This window comes from Limimaricola soesokkakensis, assembly GCF_900172345.1.
Taxonomy (GTDB): Bacteria; Pseudomonadota; Alphaproteobacteria; order Rhodobacterales; family Rhodobacteraceae; genus Limimaricola; species Limimaricola soesokkakensis.
In genome coordinates, this window is the sequence record NZ_FWFY01000011.1 from 120,951 (window position 1) to 136,356 (window position 15,406).

Genomic DNA, 15,406 nt, shown 5'->3' on the forward strand with positions numbered 1-15,406 from the left:
GGCCCTTACGGCATCAAGGCTACAAGGGTCGTCAGGCCGGTTGCGGCGTTCTTTCGCCCCGGCCCAGCGCCACAAGCGCGAGGCCGAGCGCCATCACCGCGCAGCCCGCGATCACCGCGACCATCGGCAGCGCCGTGCCGTTGAAGAACGGCCCCGTGAGCGCGACCATAAGCCCGCCTGTCATCATCTGCAGCGTGCCGCCCAGCGACGAGGCGAGACCGGCGATCTCGCCATGCGGGTCGAGCGCCATGACCTGGCTCGTCGGGATGACGAGGCCGAGGCAGGCGTTGCCGCACAGGAGCAGCCCCATCAGCACCGGCAGCGAGGCGTAGCCCGCCGCCGTGATCGACAGGAGCGTCAGGCTGAAGACGGCAAAGCCCGTCAGCGCCAGCCGCAGCATCCGCAAAAGGCCGATACGGCGGCCCAGCGTCGCGGCGAACTGGCTCGCGCCAAAGAAGCCCACCGCATTGGTCGCGAAGGCGAGGCTGAACTGCAGCGGCGTCAGCCCGTATTGCTGCGTGTAGACGAAGCTGGCGCTCGCGATGAAGACGAAGAAGCTCGCCATGCCGAAGCCCGACACGAAGGTCAGCGCCATGAAGGTCGGGTCGCGGAACAGCCGCTTGGCCGAGGCCGCGAGCAGGCGCGGCCGCACCGGGCGGCGGCGTTCCTCGGGCAGCGTCTCCTTGAGAGCGAAGACCGACAACAGCAGCGCCAGCGTAGCCACGACCGCAAGCGCCCAGAAGATTCCGCGCCAGCCGGTGAAGGTCATCATGATTGCGCCCGAAAGCGGCGCCAGCATCGGCGAGACCGAGATCACCAGCATGATCATCGCCACCAGCCGCGTCGCCTCGTGACCGGTATACATGTCGCGCACCATGGCGCGCGGCACCACCATCAGCGCCGCGCAGCCGAGGCCCTGCAAAGCGCGGAACGCCACCAGCCAAGGCAGCGACGGTGCCAAGGCGCAGCCGATCGTCGCCACGAGGAACACGCCGACGCCGATGTAGACCGGCGCCTTGCGGCCCGCCGCGTCAGCGAAGGGCCCGTAAAAGAGCTGCGCCAGGCCGAAGGCCAGGAAATAGGCGCTGATCGTCGCCTGCGCCGCCGCCTCGTCGACGCGCAAATCGGCGGCAAGACCTGGAAGACCGGGCAGATACATGTCGATCGTGAAGGGGCCCACGGCGGAGAGCAGGCCCAGCACCAGCGCGGTGCGGAACATCGGCGAAAACATAGGGCTGTCCTTGAACTCCGCGCACGGGGCACGCGAAACGGCGATTGGCCCACGCGCGGCGGGCGACTCGCGCGCAGGCTAGACCGATCGGTTCAGAAGCGCAATCACGCGGCTTCGGCCTCCTCGGCCCGCTGGCGCGACCAGAGCTGCGCATAGCGGCCCTCCTGCGCCAAAAGATGCTCGTGGCGCCCGGATTCGACCACTTTTCCGGCTTCCAGCACCACGATCCGGTCGGCATCTGCAATTGTAGACAGCCGATGTGCGATGGTGATCACCGAACGCCCCTGCCCCATGGCGCGTAGCTGACCCTGAATCTCGCGCTCGGTATCGGTGTCGAGCGCGCTCGTGGCCTCGTCGAGAAGCAAAATCGGCGGATCCTTGAGCAGGGTGCGGGCGATACCGACCCGCTGCTTTTCGCCGCCTGAGAGCTTCAGCCCGCGTTCGCCGACCGTCGTGTCGTAGCCCTCGGGCAGAGACATGATGAAATCGTGGATCTGCGCCGCGCGCGCCACTGCCTCGATCTCCTCGCGCGTGGCGCCGTCGCGGCCATAGGCGATGTTGTAGAGAATTGTATCGTTGAACAGCACCGTGTCCTGCGGCACCACGCCGATCTGCGCATGCAGGCTGTTCTGGGTCACCTCGCGCAGGTCCTGACCGTCGATCCTTATCGCGCCCTCCGTCACGTCGTAGAAACGGAACAGCAGCCGGCCGATGGTCGATTTTCCGGCCCCGGATGAACCGACGATGGCGACGGTCTCGCCGGGCCTCACGGTGAAGGACACACCCTTGAGGATACCGCGCGCCGCCTCGTAGCCGAAGCAGACATCGTCGAAGACGATCTCACCCCGCGGCACCACCAGCGCCTTGGCGCCCGGCCTGTCCGTGACTTCCGGCGGCTGGTTCAACAGGTCGAACATCTCGCCCATGTCGATCAGCGCCTGCCGGATCTCGCGGTAGACGGTGCCGAGGAAGTTCAGCGGCATGGTGATCTGGATCATGTAGGCGTTGACCATGACAAAATCGCCGACGCTGAGCGCGCCGCGCTGAACGCCCACGGCGGCCATGATCATGACCACGACGAGGCCGGTGGTAATGATCAGCGACTGGCCGAAATTGAGGAAGGCCAACGAATAGTTGGTGCGCGTCGCGGCGGCAGCGTATTTCTCCATCGCGGAATCGTAGCGCGCGGCCTCCCGGCCCTCGGCCCCGAAATACTTTACCGTCTCGAAGTTGAGCAGGCTGTCGATCGCCTTCTGATTGGCGTCGGTGTCCTGATCGTTCATCTGCTTGCGGATCCGGACCCGCCACTCCGTCACCTTGAAGGTGAAGGCGACGTAAAGGATGATCGTGCCCAGCACCACGACGAGATACCAGACGTCGAACAGGAAGAAGAGCACCACCGCGACCAGCAGCAGTTCCAGGATCAGCGGACCGATCGAGAACAGCAGGAAGCGCAGCAGGAAATCCACGCCCTTCACGCCGCGCTCGATGATCCGGCTGAGTCCGCCGGTCTTTCGGCTGATGTGATAGCGCAGGCTCATCGCGTGGATATGCTGGAAGGTCCTGAGCGCAAGCTTGCGGAGCGCCCTCTGCCCCACAGGCGTGAACACCACGTCGCGCAGCTGCTGGAAGCCGACATTGGCGAGACGCGCCAGCCCGTAGATCATCGTGAGCCCCGCTGCGCCAAACGCCAGCAGCATCGCCGCGCTCTCGCCCTCGCCCGCCAGCGCATCGACGGCGGCCTTGTAGAAAAGCGGCGTGGCCACAGCGATCAGCTTAGCGATGATCAGTAGCGATACGGCCAGCACGACGCGGCGCTTCACCCACGCCTTACCTTCGGGCCACAGATAGGGGATCACCTGCCGGATCGTGTCCCATCCCCGCACGGGCTGGCCCGAAAGATTGGCGTCGGTCTTAGACAGGCGTCGCATCGGCTGGCTCCGGGCTGGCGGCGGCCGCCCCAAACTAGGATGCACGTTGCCGGATGGCCAGAGCGCGGCGCCGAAGCCCGCGCTTGAGCGGACGGGGGCTGCGTTCTACCAGTGACGGGACACAACCCGGAGTTCCCAGATGCCCCTTCCCGCCTTTTCCAACTCGGTCTGCGTCTATTGCGGCTCGCGTCCCGGCCTGCGCCCCGCCTACGAGGTCGTGGCCCGCGAAACCGGCGAGATGCTGGCGCGGCGCGGATGGCGGCTGGTCTACGGGGCCGGGGATGTCGGGCTGATGGGCGCGGTGGCGCGCGCGGCGCAGGGCATGGGCGGGTCGAGCTTCGGGGTGATCCCGCGCCATCTCGTCGATGCCGAGGTCGGCAAGACCGATCTCGACACTTATGTCGTCACCGAGACGATGCACGAGCGCAAGAAGGTCATGTTCATGAACGCCGAGGCGATCGTCATGCTGCCCGGCGGCGCCGGATCGCTCGACGAGTTCTTCGAGGTGCTGACCTGGCGCCAGCTCGGCCTGCACGGCAAGCCGATCCTGCTTCTGGACGCCGAAGGCTACTGGCAGCCTCTGCGCCAGCTTCTGAATCATGTCATCGACGAGGGTTTCGCGGATGAAAGCCTCAAGGCGTTCATCCAATACGTCCCGAGCGTGAAGGGGTTGGAACGGGCGCTGGAGGCGGCCCTGCCGGGATGACGGACCGCCCCAAGGGGCGGCCCGAGACTATTCACCCGGCGATTTCGTCCGCCACGGCCTTTTCGATTTCGGCGACGGGGTGGTTGGTAAGCGTCTTCGGGACCTCGGCCACCACGGTATCGGCCACTTCCTTGTGCATCTCGCTGCGCAGCGCGCCGAGCACCTGAGGGCTGGCGACCACGACCAGCTTTTCGAAGCGGCCTTTGTGGACGTTGCGGTAGAGGATATCGGCGAGATCGGCGGCGAACCGATCCTTGGCGAGTTGGTGGAAATCGGTCTCGGCCAGCGCGGTGCGCTGTCCCGGACCGGTATCGGCCAGCCGGCCCGCCTTGTCGGTCGCCTGCTCGCGGTCCGGCGGGTTCTCCTGCTCCTCCTTGCGCACGACGCGCAGGTTCGGATGCTGGTCATCGGTGACGTTCTCGAGGATCAACGCCTTCTCGCCATCGGCGACGAGAACCCAAGTTCCGTTGTCGATCTTCGCCATCACTCGGTATCCTTCTCGTCGCTCTTGCGCACGCGGGTGACGCCGGGATCGTACTGCTCTGCACGCTTTAGATCGTCTCGCGTCCCAACCTTGCGGGTGAGATCCCCACCTTCGCGGCCGGGCTGGTTGCCGGCGCCGCCCTTGTCTTCGTCGCTTACATAGGCGTCGGTTTCCTTCACGCCGTCCTTGGATCGTGCCCTGTCGGCCATGGGAGCCTCCTGTCTTGCGTTCGCGAGACCAACGATTCATGAGAGGCGGGGTTCCGGCGAGGAGCGGTACGGTGGCGCATGAGAAAGGCCCCCGCGATCGCTCGCGAGGGCCGATTGCATCGCCGATAGCCTCGCGACGTCGGGCGCTTACATGCGCGAGGCGACGTTCTCCCAGTTCACCAGGTTGTCGAGGAAGTTCGAAATGTAGGCCGGGCGCTTGTTGCGGTAGTCGATGTAGTAGGAGTGCTCCCATACATCGAGGCCCAGCAGAGCGGTCTGGCCGAAGCAGAGCGGGTTCACGCCGTTCTCGGTCTTGGTGACTTTGAGGCCGCCATCGGCGCCCTTGACCAGCCAAGCCCAGCCCGAGCCGAACTGACCGGCACCGGCGGCGGCAAACTCTTCCTTGAACTTGTCGACCGAGCCGAAGCTGTCGGTGATCGCCTTTTCCAGCTCGCCCGGCATCTTGCTGTCGTTCGGGGTCATCATCTCCCAGAACTGGTTGTGGTTCCACAGCTGCGAGATGTTGTTGAAGATGCCGTTCTGCGCCACCGCCGACTTGTCATAGGTGCCGCGGATGATCTCCTCGAGCGACTTGCCGTCCCACTCGGTGCCGGCGATCAGCTTGTTGCCGTTGTCGACATAGGCCTTGTGGTGCAGGTCGTGGTGGTACTCGAGCGTCTCCTTCGACATGCCCTTGGAGGCGAGCGCGTCGTGGGCGTAGGGGAGGTCGGGAAGTTCGAAAGCCATGTCGGTCTCGCTTTTCTGCCAGTGGTGGATTTGCGCCACATAACAGAACCTCCGGCCGCCAAAGGTCAATGGGACCAGTGGGAAATTCGGGTCTTGCAATCGATAGAGGCGCGCTGGATGCGGTCGCTCGGGTATCACCTGCGGCAGATAGCCGGTCGCGCGTCAGGCGGAAACGACAGGAGCCGCGGCCCGGGTGGCCACGGCTCCTGCGATGGGGGACGCGTCAGGAACTCGTCCCTCAAGAACCACTCCGGTCTCAAGGGCCGGAACGGTTCGATTACTGGACCACCTCGGCGTCGCCCTCGACTTCGATCGTGTCGGTCGAATCGGCCGGCGCCTCTTCGATCTCGGCTTCGGCCTCGGCAGCCTCTTCCTCGATCTCGGCCGCACCTTCCTCGACCTCGGTCTCGACTGCGGCACCCGCATCCTCGACCTCTTCGACCACGGCGGTGCCGGTATCCTCGATGCTTTCGGCGGCGCCTTCGGCCTCGGTCTCGACGTTGATGTTGGTTTCCTCGCCGACAACGTCGGCGTTATCGACCTCGCTGCCACCGGCAAACAGCCAGTAGAGGACGATCACGGCCACCACGAGGCCGCCGACGATCAGCGCGATTGAGCTGCCGCCGCTCTTCTTCGGCGGCGGATTCACGTTGTTGTTGTTGATGTTCGGGTCGGACATGCGAGATGCTCCGTCAATGTGTCATTCGTCGGCCAACGTTACCCAGACGGGCGGGTTCCGACCGTTAGTAAATTTTTTGCGATGTTTCGGGAGGGCTGCGGCAGCGCCACAGTAGCTTTGGCGCCACCTTGCTCGCGCGGACGTGGCCGGGTGCGACCCTCGCGGGGGTTTCGGGGCCGGGCTCCGCGCTGTAGTGACGGCACAAGACAGGAGTGACGCATGCTGTTCTGGATCATCGCGCTGGCCCTTAGCGGGGTCGTGGCCCTCGCTCTGGCGGCACCGCTGCTGCGGCCGGGCCAAGAGGCCGGCAGCAACGCGGATCTCGATTTCTATCGCAACCAGCTCGCGGAGATCGAGGCGGACCGCGCACGCGGACTGATCGGTCCCGACGAGGCCGAGCGCGCCCGGGCCGAGATCGGCCGGCGGCTCATCGCGGCCGACCGCGCCGCGCGCGAACCCCGCATGCAATCGCGCGGGCCGGTATGGCCGGTGGCCTTGTTCGGCGGCGTCGTGGTGATCGGTGGAGCCATCTGGCTCTACGCAGATCTCGGGGCGCCGGGCCGCCCCGACGCGCCTTTGTCCGAACGGTTGGAAATGGCGCGCGAGCTGCGCGCCGATCGCCCGAGCCAAGCCGAGGCCGAGGCCGTCACCCCCGCCATGCAGGCGGCCGCCCCCGAGGAATATCTCGCGATGGTCGAACAGCTGCGCGAGGCGGTGCCAGAACGGCCCGACGACCTGACCGGTTGGCAGCTTCTGTCGCGGCACGAGGCGGCCTTGGGCAATTACGCCGCCGCCGCCCGCGCACAGGAGCGGGTGATCGAAATCAAGGGCGACGACGCCAGCTTCGAGGATCGGCTGGCGCTGGTCGACCGGATGGTCGCGGCCACAGGCGGACTCGTGACGCCCGAAAGCGAGGCGTTGCTGGCACGGCTGCTCGACGCCGATCCGGATGCGGCGGGGCCGCTCTACTACATGGGCCTGCTGCAAGCGCAGATCGAACGGCCCGACCTCGCCTTCCGATATTGGAAACGCGTGATCGAGCGAGGCGATCCTGCCTCGCCGCATGTGGAGCTGGCCCGGGCGCAGATCGGCCGCGCTGCGGCGCTTGCCGGGGTCGACTACACGCCGCCATCGGCGCCCGGCCCTTCGGCCGCCGATATCGCGGCGGCGCAGGACATGGACCCGGCCGCGCGCGACGAGATGATCCGGGGCATGGTCGATGGCCTGGCCGCGCGCTTGGCCGAAAGCGGCGGCGCGGCCCCGGACTGGGCCCGGCTGATCGGGGCCCTCAGTGTGCTCGGTGAAACCGACCGCGCAGAGGCGATCTGGAGCGAGGCGCAACAGGTTTTCGCGGGCACGCCCGATCTCGAGCAGATCCGGGACGCGGCACGCAAGGCGGGGGTGGCGGAATGATCTTCGAGACGGCCGAAGACTTTGCCGCCGCCCTGCCCCGCGCCGGCGCCCTGGCCGGTCTCGACTTCGGCACCAAGACCATCGGCGTCGCCGTCTCCGACGGGCTCCGCTCGGTCGCGACGCCGCTCGAGACGGTGAAGCGCAAGAAGTTCACCGAAGATGCGGCGCGGCTTCTGGCCATCGCCGAGGGTCGCGGCATCGCCGGCTTCGTGCTTGGACTGCCGCGCAACATGGACGGCTCCGAGGGGCCGCGCGCCCAGTCGACCCGTGCCTTCGCACGCAACCTGTCACGGCTGACAGAGATCCCGATCGGCTTTTGGGACGAGCGGCTCTCGACCGTCGCGGCCGAGCGCGCGCTGCTCGAAGCCGACCATTCGCGCAAGCGCCGGGGCGAGCTGATCGACGCGGTCGCGGCCGGATACATTCTGCAGGGTCTCTTGGACCGGCTAAGCTACATGGGACGGTCATGAGCGACGAGGTCTGGAGCCGGGCCGAGATCGAAAGCCCCTGCGTGAAGCTTTGCACGATCCATCCCGAAACCCGGCTCTGCCTCGGCTGCGCCCGCTCCATCGACGAGATCGCCGCCTGGGGTCGGATGAGCGCCGAGGAGCGCCGCGCGGTGATGGCCGAGCTGCCCGGGCGCGAGCCCGCGCCCAAGGGCCGGCGCGGCGGCCGCAAGGCACGGCTGGAGCGCTAGATCAGCGCCTTGCGCAGCATGTTAAGCGCGACCAGGATCAGGAAGGCACCGAACACCCGCTTGAGCCGCTTGGCATCCGTCCGATGCGCCAGCGCGGCCCCGAGCGGCGCGGTCAGCAGCGTCATCGCGATGACGAGAAGAAAGGCCGGCAGGTTCACCGAGCCCAGCGTCATCGGCGGCGCGACACCGGCGGGGAGCGGCGTCAGCAGGAAGCCCATCACCGAAGGCAGCGCGATCAGCAGGCCGAACCCGGCGGCCGTGGCCACGGCGCGGTGCATCGCCACGCCGTGCAACGTCATGATCGGCACCCCGAAGCTGCCGCCGCCGATCCCCATCAGCACCGAAAGGAGCCCGACCGCGGGGGCCATCGCGGCGCGGCGCCAGCCGGAGGGCATGGTTTCGCCCAGTCGCCAATGGCTGCGCCCCAGCACCATGTAGAGCGCCACGCTCAGTGCCAGCCCTCCGAAGATGAGCTGCAGCACCGTGGTGCGCAGCTGCGCCACCACCAGCACCCCCGCCAGCGCGCCCAAAGCGATGCCGGGAGCCCAGCCGCGCAGGACGGCCCAATCGACCGCGCCCTTGCGATCATGGCTCAGGACCGAGCGGGCCGAGGTGACGATGATCGTGGCCAGCGAAGTGGCAAGGCAGATCTGCATCAGCTGCGGCGACTCGTATCCCAGACCGGCGAAGGCATAGAAGAAGGCCGGCACCAGAACGATGCCGCCGCCGACGCCAAGGAGCCCGGCCAGCACGCCCGCGAAGGCGCCGATGGCGAGCAGCATCGCCCCCATGGACAAAAGCAGCGTGGTTTCAGGCATCTGGCGCTCCCGCTCGTTTCGCGACAGCGATGCCCGCCCCCCGGCTTGGCCACAAGGGGCCGTCGGAGGAAAACTGGTACTCAGGCCGCCTGCTGCAGGTCCTCAACCCGGCCCAGCGCTTCGATCACCAGCTCCGGCCCGGCGCCCGGGCGCGACGCGCCCTCGGACAGAACCCGCCGCCAGCCCCGTGCGCCCGGGCGACCGGCAAAGAGGCCGAGCATGTGCCGCGTCACCTGGTGCAACCGACCACCCGCCGAGAGATGCGCTTCGATATAGGGCAGCATGTCGCGCACCGCCGCCTCGGCGCGGCTCGTGCCCGGATCGCCCCAGATGCGCCGGTCGGCCTCGCACAGGACATCGGCGGGCGCGTGATACGCGGCCCGGCCGATCATCACCCCGTCAAGACCGGCCTTCAGGAAGGTCTCGGCCTCGTCGAGCGAGCCGACGCCGCCATTCACGGACAGGTGCAGATGCGGATAGGCGCGCTTCATCCGCGCCACCAGATCGTAGTCGAGCGGGGGGATGTCGCGGTTTTCCTTGGGGCTCAGCCCCTGCAGCCAGGCCTTGCGCGCATGGATGGTGAAGCGGCCGACGCCCGCCGCCGCGACCGTCTCGAGAAAATGGGGCAGGACCGTCTCGGGCTCCTGCTCGTCGACGCCGATGCGGCATTTCACCGTCACCTCGACCGGGCTTACGGCGATCATCTCTGCGCAGCATTCGGCCACCAGATCGGGCCGCGTCATCAGAACCGCGCCGAAGGCACCGGACTGCACCCGGTCCGAGGGACAGCCGCAGTTGAGATTGATCTCGTCATAGCCGAACTCGGCCCCGATCCGCGCCGCCTCGCGAAGTTCGGCCGGGTCCGACCCGCCGAGCTGCAGCGCCACGGGATGTTCAGTATCACCAAATCCCAGCAGCCGCTCGCGATCGCCATGGATCACGGCGGGCGCGGTCACCATCTCGGTATAAAGCAGGGTTCGCCGCGACAGCAGACGGTGCAGATGCCGGCAATGGCGATCGGTCCAATCCATCATCGGGGCGACGGACAGGCGGGCAGCGTTTGACAATGGGGTCGGGCCTGAGGTCATGTCTCGATCCGGGCTGCGGGTGGGAGAGGCGCTGTCTAGCATCAGGCTGCGCGACGGGCAAATGTGATAGGTTTCGTTTTGCCATGCTCCCCCACACTGCGAAAGCCGCATGCGCAACTGCGGCAACTGCGATGACGTGCTGCCGAAGTGTCAACGCCGTGCCAGCGAGGAACGATCGGCACAGCGATCCCGCTAGGGTGGCCTCGGGTGCGCTCATCTTTGCTCCGATCCCAGGAGAAATGCCATCCTTGGCCGTCCGCGGTACGGGCCGCGACATCGAAGATGAGAGCCGCGTGATTCGTACCGAGCCCCGATCACGCGGCGAAATGGAGATGCTCGACCCCGGCCTCTCTCCCGGTCGTCACCGCCAGGCGAGCCGCCATGACAGCGCCGTGCGTCGCTGCGACAGAATAAAGCACCCCGGGGCGTCGTAAATTTCTGCCCGAGTCTGGTCGCCGCGCTTCGTCTCCGCAATAGTGCGCGCCATGTCGCTATTCATCATCGCCCTCCTCCCGTTCCTCGGCGCGCTGCTGCCCGGTCTGATGATCCGGGCCGGTCGCCAGGCCTGTTTCACCGCCACCTTCCTCGTCACGGCCTCGGCCGCGGTGGGGCTGCTCACGCATCTGCCCGCCATCCTGCGGGGCGAGACGGTCTCGGCCCGGCTCGACTGGATGCCGGGGCTGGGGCTCAACGCGAACCTGTTCCTCGACCCGCTGGGCTTCATGTTCGCGGCGCTGATCCTCGGGATCGGGCTGCTGATCATCGCCTATGCACGCCACTACCTGTCGCGCGACGACAACATGGGCGAGTTCTTCAGCTACCTGCTGCTGTTCCAGGGCGCGATGGTAGGCATCGTGATTTCCGACAACATCCTGCTTCTGCTGATTTTCTGGGAGCTGACCTCGCTTTCCTCCTTCCTGCTCATCGGGTTCTGGAAGCACCTGCCCGAAGGCCGTCAGGGCGCGCGCATGGCGCTCGCGGTAACCGGCATGGGCGGGCTGGCGCTGATCGGCGGCATGCTGCTTCTGGGCCAGATCGTCGGCAGCTACGATCTGAGCGTCATCCTCGAACAGCGCGACGTGGTGCAGGCCTCGCCGCTCTATGTCCCGGCCTTGCTGCTGATCCTGCTGGGCTGCTTCACCAAGTCGGCGCAGTTCCCGTTCCATTTCTGGCTGCCGCATGCGATGGCGGCCCCGACCCCGGTCTCGGCCTATCTGCACTCGGCCACCATGGTGAAGGCCGGGCTGTTCCTGCTGGCGCGGCTCTGGCCGGTGCTCGCGGGCACCGAGGAATGGTTCTACATCGTCACGACGGCCGGTCTCGTGACCATGGTGCTCGGCGCCTTCATCGCGATCTTCAAGCACGACCTGAAGGCGTTGCTGGCCTTCTCGACCGTGTCGCATCTGGGATTGATCACCTTCCTGCTGGGCACCGGTACGGCGTTTGGCGCGATGGCGGCGGTGTTCCACATCCTCAACCATGCGAGCTTCAAGGCCGCGCTCTTCATGACCGCCGGCATCGTCGATCACGGCGTGCATACCCGCGACATGCGAAGGCTGGGCGGGCTGCGGCGCCTGATGCCGATCTCCTTCGCTATCGCGACGCTGGCAGGGCTGTCGATGGCGGGCATTCCGCTGCTCAACGGTTTCCTGTCGAAGGAGATGATGCTCGAGGAAGCCGCGCATACGACGCTGTTCGGCATGCCGATGCTGGTCACCGTCGTGGCGACGCTGGGGGCGCTGTTCTCGGCCGCCTATTCCTTCCGGCTGATCGCCCATACCTTCTTAGGCCCCGAACGCGACGATTACCCGGCGCATCCGCATGATCCGAATCCCGGCATGTGGCTGCCGCCGGCGCTGCTGATCATTCCCGTCGTGGTGATCGGCCTGTTTCCGGCGCTTGCCGAGCCCTTCGTGAAGCTTGTCACCGGAGCGGTGATCGGCTCGGCCGCCGAGTTGCCTGACGCCCATCTGAAGCTCTGGCACGGCCTGACCCCGGCACTGTTCATGTCGGCGATCGCGGTGATCGGCGGCGCGCTGCTGCTGATGGGCTTTGCGCCACTGTCGCGGATCTGGGAGGCGGCGCGGCGCCCCGAAGCGAAGGACATCTTCGACCGGATCATCGCGGGCTGCGTCGCGCTGGCGCGTCCGGTGACGCGCGGCCTGCATGACGGAGCCTTCACCCGCTACGCCGCGATCATGGTGCTGACCGTGGTGGCGGTCGGCGCGCATGCATGGTTCTCGGGCACGACCGGCGCCGAGATCCGGCGCCCGCTTCTACCCGTCACGCCGATCGCCATAGCGGCATGGGCGATGCTGATCGCCGCCACCGGTTTCCTCGTGGCGGTGCATCGCAACCGTTTGACGGTGCTGATGCTCATGGGGATCATCGGCCTGATGGTCTCCGTCGGCTTCAACCATTTCTCCGCCCCCGATCTCGCGCTCACGCAGATCTCGGTCGAGGTGGTGACGATCATCCTGCTGCTGCTGGCGCTGAACTTCCTGCCCAACACCACGCCCAACGAATCCGGGGCGGCGCGGCGCACCCGCGATGCGATCATCGCCGGGGCCGGCGGCATCGCCGCGGCGGGGCTGATCTGGTCCATTCTCTCGACCGAGTTCCCGATCGCGCCGATCTCGGACTACCACCTCGCCAACTCCTACAAGGGCGGCGGCGGCGACAACGTGGTCAACGTGATCCTGGTCGACTTCCGGGGCTTCGACACCTTCGGCGAAATCATCGTGCTCGGCATCGCCGCGCTGGTGATATACGCGCTGACCGAAACCCTGCTCTCGGGGAAGGTACGCCGCAAGCTGTTGAACCGCGGGCATGAAGAGCCGCAGGCCGGCGATGCGCACCCGCTGATGATGGTGGTGCTGACGCGGGTGATGATGCCGGTTATCCTGATGGTCGGCGTCTACATCTTCCTGCGCGGCCACAACGATCCCGGCGGCGGCTTCGTCGCGGGCCTCGTGGTCGCGATCGCCGTGGTGACGCAATACATGGCCTCGGGCTTTGCCTGGGCGGCGCGGCGCCAGCGCTATCCCTATCACGGGATCATTGGCGCCGGCGTCTTCGTGGCCGGTCTCACCGGCATCGGCGCCTGGTTCGTCGGGCAACCCTTCCTGACCTCGGCATTCGGCTATTTCCGGATACCGCCTATGGAGGAGTTCGAGCTGGCCACCGCCATGGGCTTCGACCTCGGCGTGTTCCTCGCCGTGCTCGGCGCGGTGATGCTCTCGCTCGAAAGTTTTTCGCGGCTGGGTTACAGGGCCGGCACGGAAACCTCCGACCACGCGATGGACATCGATCCGTCGCGGGGCGAGGAGCTCGATCCGGTCGTGGATGCAAAGCGCGAGGGCAGCTGAGATGGAACTACTGATCGCGTCGGCCGTCGGCGTCCTGACCGCCGCCGGCATCTACCTGGTGCTGCGCCTGCGGACCTTTCCCGTCATCATCGGCACCTCGCTGCTGAGCTATGCCGTCAACGTCTTTCTCTTCGCCTCTGGGCGGCTGGCGATGGATGCGCCCCCGGTCCTGCGAGACGGCGCCGAGCGCTATACCGACCCGCTGCCGCAGGCGCTGGTCCTGACCGCCATCGTGATCTCCTTCGGGATGACCGCCGTGGTGGTGATGATCGCGCTGGGCAGCTGGCTCTCGTCCGATGACGACCGCGTCGACCGACCCGCGCGTGCCGAAGACGACACCAACGCACCCTCTGTGGCCGAAGGAGGTGCACGATGAGCCACTGGATCATCACCCCCATCGTATTGCCGGCGCTGCTGGCGGCGATCCTCGTGCTGATGGTGCGCGAACACCTCGTGGTGCAGCGTGCGCTTTCGATGGCGGGAACCCTGGCGATCACCGCCATCGCCATCGGCCTGTTCTGGCAGGCCTCGGATGGCACGATCACGCTCTACCAACTCGGCAACTGGCCCGCCCCATTCGGCATCGTGCTGGTGGCGGACCGGCTTTCGACGCTGATGGTGCTGCTGACCTCGCTGCTCGCACCCCTGGTGCTGCTCTACGCCATGGGCTCGGGCTGGGACGGGCGGGGACGGCATTTCCACCCACTGTTCCAGTTCCAGCTGATGGGCATTCTCGGCGCCTTCCTCACCGGCGACGCCTTCAACCTCTTCGTTTTCTTCGAGGTGCTGCTCATCGCCTCCTACGGGCTGATGATCCACGCGGGAGGCAGGGACCGGCTACGCGCGGGCACGCAATACGTGCTCTACAACCTCCTTGGCTCCACGCTCTTTCTCTTCGCCCTAGGCACGATCTATGCTCAGACCGGCACGCTCAACATGGCCGATCTGGCGGGCCGCGTGGCCGAGCTCGACGCCGAGGCTTCGGCCGGCATTCGCGTCGCGGCGGTGCTGCTGCTAATGGTCTTCGCGATCAAGGCTGCTGTGCTGCCGCTGCATTTCTGGCTGCCCGACAGCTATGCCTATGCCCCCGCCCCCGTCGCCGCCCTCTTCGCGATCATGACCAAGGTCGGCGCCTACGGTATTATCCGCGTCTACACGCTGGTGTTCCCGCCTGATCTCGAGATCACCCAAGGCCTCTTCGACGTCTGGTTGCTTCCGGCGGCGCTGCTGACGCTCGCGCTCGGCATGATCGGCGTGCTGGGCGCGCGCCGCATCGACCGGCTGGTGGCGTTCTCGGTGATCGGCTCGATGGGGCTCTTGCTCAGCGCCGTGTCGGTCTTCACCCCCGACGGCATCGCCGCCGCGCTCTACTACGCGATCCATTCGACCTTCGCGACGGCGGCGCTGTTCCTGCTCGTCGACCAGATCCGCGACCGGCGCGGCGCGGCCGGGCCGATGCTAGTGCATGCCCAGCCGATCGAGGGCGGCGCGCTACTGGCGGGCATGTTCTTCGTCGCGGCGATCGCCATGACCGGCCTGCCCCCTCTCTCGGGTTTTCTCGGCAAGCTACTGATCCTCGACGCCGCAGGCTCCAGCCCGCTGGTGTGGTGGGTCTGGGCGGTGGTGCTCACGGGCTCGCTCGTCGCGGTGGTGGGCTTTTCGCGCGCGGGCTCGCTCGTCTTCTGGAAGGCACATCAGGAAGGCCCGGACATCGAGCCGATCGACTGCGAGACCGCACCGGAAGTCGAGGACGATACCGCACAGCCCGGCTCGACCCGCGGACCGCTGGTGCCGCGCCCGGTTCTGCCGATGATCGCGATCGGCGGGCTGATCGCGATGCTGGTGGCGCTCACCGTCTTCGCCGGGCCGGTCAACCGGGCCCTGTCCGCGACGGCGGCGCAGCTCTTCTCGCCCGAACCCTATATCGAGCTGGTGCTCACCACGCCCGGCAAGCAGATCAAGGACGATCCGCATGCCGGCGAGGACGATCACGCAGACGAGGCCACGGATGACACCGGGGGGGATCACTGATGTC

Annotated in this window: 15 protein-coding genes; 7 read left to right on the top strand and 8 right to left on the bottom strand. The window is 66.9% G+C overall.

What is annotated here, in order from left to right:
• Positions 1–31: 31 nt before the first annotated feature.
• Together LOS8367_RS15700 and LOS8367_RS15705 are read right to left on the bottom strand one after the other, a co-directional pair.
• A complete protein-coding gene (locus LOS8367_RS15700; RefSeq protein WP_242665621.1) occupies positions 32–1,231 on the bottom strand; it encodes a multidrug effflux MFS transporter in 1,200 nt (399 codons plus the stop codon).
• Positions 1,232–1,335: 104 nt separating this feature from the next.
• Positions 1,336–3,162, bottom strand: coding sequence for an ABCB family ABC transporter ATP-binding protein/permease (locus LOS8367_RS15705; protein WP_085897483.1), 1,827 nt, complete (start codon positions 3,160–3,162; stop codon positions 1,336–1,338).
• 139 nt (positions 3,163–3,301) lie between these two features.
• Between LOS8367_RS15705 and LOS8367_RS15710 the strand changes: the two genes are divergently transcribed.
• Positions 3,302–3,868 (top strand): LOG family protein, encoded by a 567-nt coding sequence (locus LOS8367_RS15710; protein WP_085897484.1) that lies wholly within the window; start codon positions 3,302–3,304, stop codon positions 3,866–3,868.
• Positions 3,869–3,899: 31 nt separating this feature from the next.
• Here LOS8367_RS15710 and LOS8367_RS15715 read toward each other — a convergent pair whose 3' ends face one another.
• From LOS8367_RS15715 to LOS8367_RS15730, 4 genes are all read right to left on the bottom strand, one after another.
• Positions 3,900–4,352: a host attachment family protein gene (locus LOS8367_RS15715; RefSeq protein ID WP_085897485.1), complete on the bottom strand. Its 453-nt coding sequence runs from the start codon at positions 4,350–4,352 to the stop codon at positions 3,900–3,902.
• A complete protein-coding gene (locus LOS8367_RS15720; RefSeq protein WP_085897486.1) occupies positions 4,352–4,561 on the bottom strand; it encodes a hypothetical protein in 210 nt (69 codons plus the stop codon). Before LOS8367_RS15720 ends, LOS8367_RS15715 begins: the two co-directional genes overlap by 1 nt.
• A 147-nt stretch (positions 4,562–4,708) precedes the next feature.
• Complete coding sequence (locus tag LOS8367_RS15725; RefSeq protein ID WP_085897511.1) at positions 4,709–5,308, bottom strand: superoxide dismutase; 600 nt, start codon at positions 5,306–5,308, stop codon at positions 4,709–4,711.
• Positions 5,309–5,585: 277 nt separating this feature from the next.
• Positions 5,586–5,987 carry a hypothetical protein gene (locus LOS8367_RS15730; RefSeq protein ID WP_085897487.1) on the bottom strand — a complete coding sequence of 134 codons (402 nt, stop codon included), beginning with the start codon at positions 5,985–5,987 and terminating at the stop codon, positions 5,586–5,588.
• Between the two features lie 219 nt (positions 5,988–6,206).
• On the opposite strand from LOS8367_RS15730, the gene ccmI reads away from it, so the two are divergent.
• From ccmI to LOS8367_RS15745, 3 genes are read left to right on the top strand one after another with little or no spacing between them, the layout of a single operon-like run.
• Positions 6,207–7,400: a c-type cytochrome biogenesis protein CcmI gene (gene ccmI / locus LOS8367_RS15735; RefSeq protein ID WP_085897488.1), complete on the top strand. Its 1,194-nt coding sequence runs from the start codon at positions 6,207–6,209 to the stop codon at positions 7,398–7,400.
• Complete coding sequence (gene ruvX / locus LOS8367_RS15740; protein WP_085897489.1) at positions 7,397–7,870, top strand: Holliday junction resolvase RuvX; 474 nt, start codon at positions 7,397–7,399, stop codon at positions 7,868–7,870. Before ccmI ends, ruvX begins: the two co-directional genes overlap by 4 nt.
• Entirely contained in the window at positions 7,867–8,097 is a 231-nt protein-coding gene (locus tag LOS8367_RS15745; protein WP_085897490.1) for a DUF1289 domain-containing protein, read from the top strand. The genes ruvX and LOS8367_RS15745 overlap by 4 nt, the downstream gene beginning before the upstream one ends.
• Here the strand turns inward: LOS8367_RS15745 and LOS8367_RS15750 are convergent.
• The gene (locus LOS8367_RS15750; protein ID WP_085897491.1) at positions 8,094–8,915 is read right to left on the bottom strand and encodes a sulfite exporter TauE/SafE family protein; all 822 of its coding nucleotides are present in this window, start codon (positions 8,913–8,915) and stop codon (positions 8,094–8,096) included. The two genes, LOS8367_RS15745 and LOS8367_RS15750, sit on opposite strands and share 4 nt — an antisense overlap.
• Before the next feature lie 80 nt (positions 8,916–8,995).
• Positions 8,996–10,003, bottom strand: coding sequence for a tRNA dihydrouridine(20/20a) synthase DusA (gene dusA, locus LOS8367_RS15755; protein WP_106535089.1), 1,008 nt, complete (start codon positions 10,001–10,003; stop codon positions 8,996–8,998).
• Positions 10,004–10,488: 485 nt separating this feature from the next.
• Between dusA and LOS8367_RS15760 the strand changes: the two genes are divergently transcribed.
• From LOS8367_RS15760 to LOS8367_RS15770, 3 genes are read left to right on the top strand one after another with little or no spacing between them, the layout of a single operon-like run.
• Complete coding sequence (locus tag LOS8367_RS15760; protein ID WP_085897493.1) at positions 10,489–13,371, top strand: monovalent cation/H+ antiporter subunit A; 2,883 nt, start codon at positions 10,489–10,491, stop codon at positions 13,369–13,371.
• 1 nt (position 13,372) lies between these two features.
• A complete protein-coding gene (locus tag LOS8367_RS15765) occupies positions 13,373–13,747 on the top strand; it encodes a Na+/H+ antiporter subunit C (RefSeq protein ID WP_085897494.1) in 375 nt (124 codons plus the stop codon).
• On the top strand, positions 13,744–15,402 hold the full coding sequence (locus LOS8367_RS15770) for a monovalent cation/H+ antiporter subunit D (RefSeq protein ID WP_085897495.1): 1,659 nt from the start codon (positions 13,744–13,746) through the stop codon (positions 15,400–15,402). Before LOS8367_RS15765 ends, LOS8367_RS15770 begins: the two co-directional genes overlap by 4 nt.
• Positions 15,403–15,406: the final 4 nt, after the last annotated feature.

Coding starts and splice junctions, on each gene's coding strand:
- LOS8367_RS15700 (WP_242665621.1), bottom strand. CDS start 1,231: ATGTTTTCGCCGATGTTCCGCACCGCGCTGGTGCTGGGCCTGCTCTCC.
- LOS8367_RS15705 (WP_085897483.1), bottom strand. CDS start 3,162: ATGCGACGCCTGTCTAAGACCGACGCCAATCTTTCGGGCCAGCCCGTG.
- LOS8367_RS15710 (WP_085897484.1), top strand. CDS start 3,302: ATGCCCCTTCCCGCCTTTTCCAACTCGGTCTGCGTCTATTGCGGCTCG.
- LOS8367_RS15715 (WP_085897485.1), bottom strand. CDS start 4,352: ATGGCGAAGATCGACAACGGAACTTGGGTTCTCGTCGCCGATGGCGAG.
- LOS8367_RS15720 (WP_085897486.1), bottom strand. CDS start 4,561: ATGGCCGACAGGGCACGATCCAAGGACGGCGTGAAGGAAACCGACGCC.
- LOS8367_RS15725 (WP_085897511.1), bottom strand. CDS start 5,308: ATGGCTTTCGAACTTCCCGACCTCCCCTACGCCCACGACGCGCTCGCC.
- LOS8367_RS15730 (WP_085897487.1), bottom strand. CDS start 5,987: ATGTCCGACCCGAACATCAACAACAACAACGTGAATCCGCCGCCGAAG.
- ccmI (WP_085897488.1), top strand. CDS start 6,207: ATGCTGTTCTGGATCATCGCGCTGGCCCTTAGCGGGGTCGTGGCCCTC.
- ruvX (WP_085897489.1), top strand. CDS start 7,397: ATGATCTTCGAGACGGCCGAAGACTTTGCCGCCGCCCTGCCCCGCGCC.
- LOS8367_RS15745 (WP_085897490.1), top strand. CDS start 7,867: ATGAGCGACGAGGTCTGGAGCCGGGCCGAGATCGAAAGCCCCTGCGTG.
- LOS8367_RS15750 (WP_085897491.1), bottom strand. CDS start 8,915: ATGCCTGAAACCACGCTGCTTTTGTCCATGGGGGCGATGCTGCTCGCC.
- dusA (WP_106535089.1), bottom strand. CDS start 10,003: ATGACCTCAGGCCCGACCCCATTGTCAAACGCTGCCCGCCTGTCCGTC.
- LOS8367_RS15760 (WP_085897493.1), top strand. CDS start 10,489: ATGTCGCTATTCATCATCGCCCTCCTCCCGTTCCTCGGCGCGCTGCTG.
- LOS8367_RS15765 (WP_085897494.1), top strand. CDS start 13,373: ATGGAACTACTGATCGCGTCGGCCGTCGGCGTCCTGACCGCCGCCGGC.
- LOS8367_RS15770 (WP_085897495.1), top strand. CDS start 13,744: ATGAGCCACTGGATCATCACCCCCATCGTATTGCCGGCGCTGCTGGCG.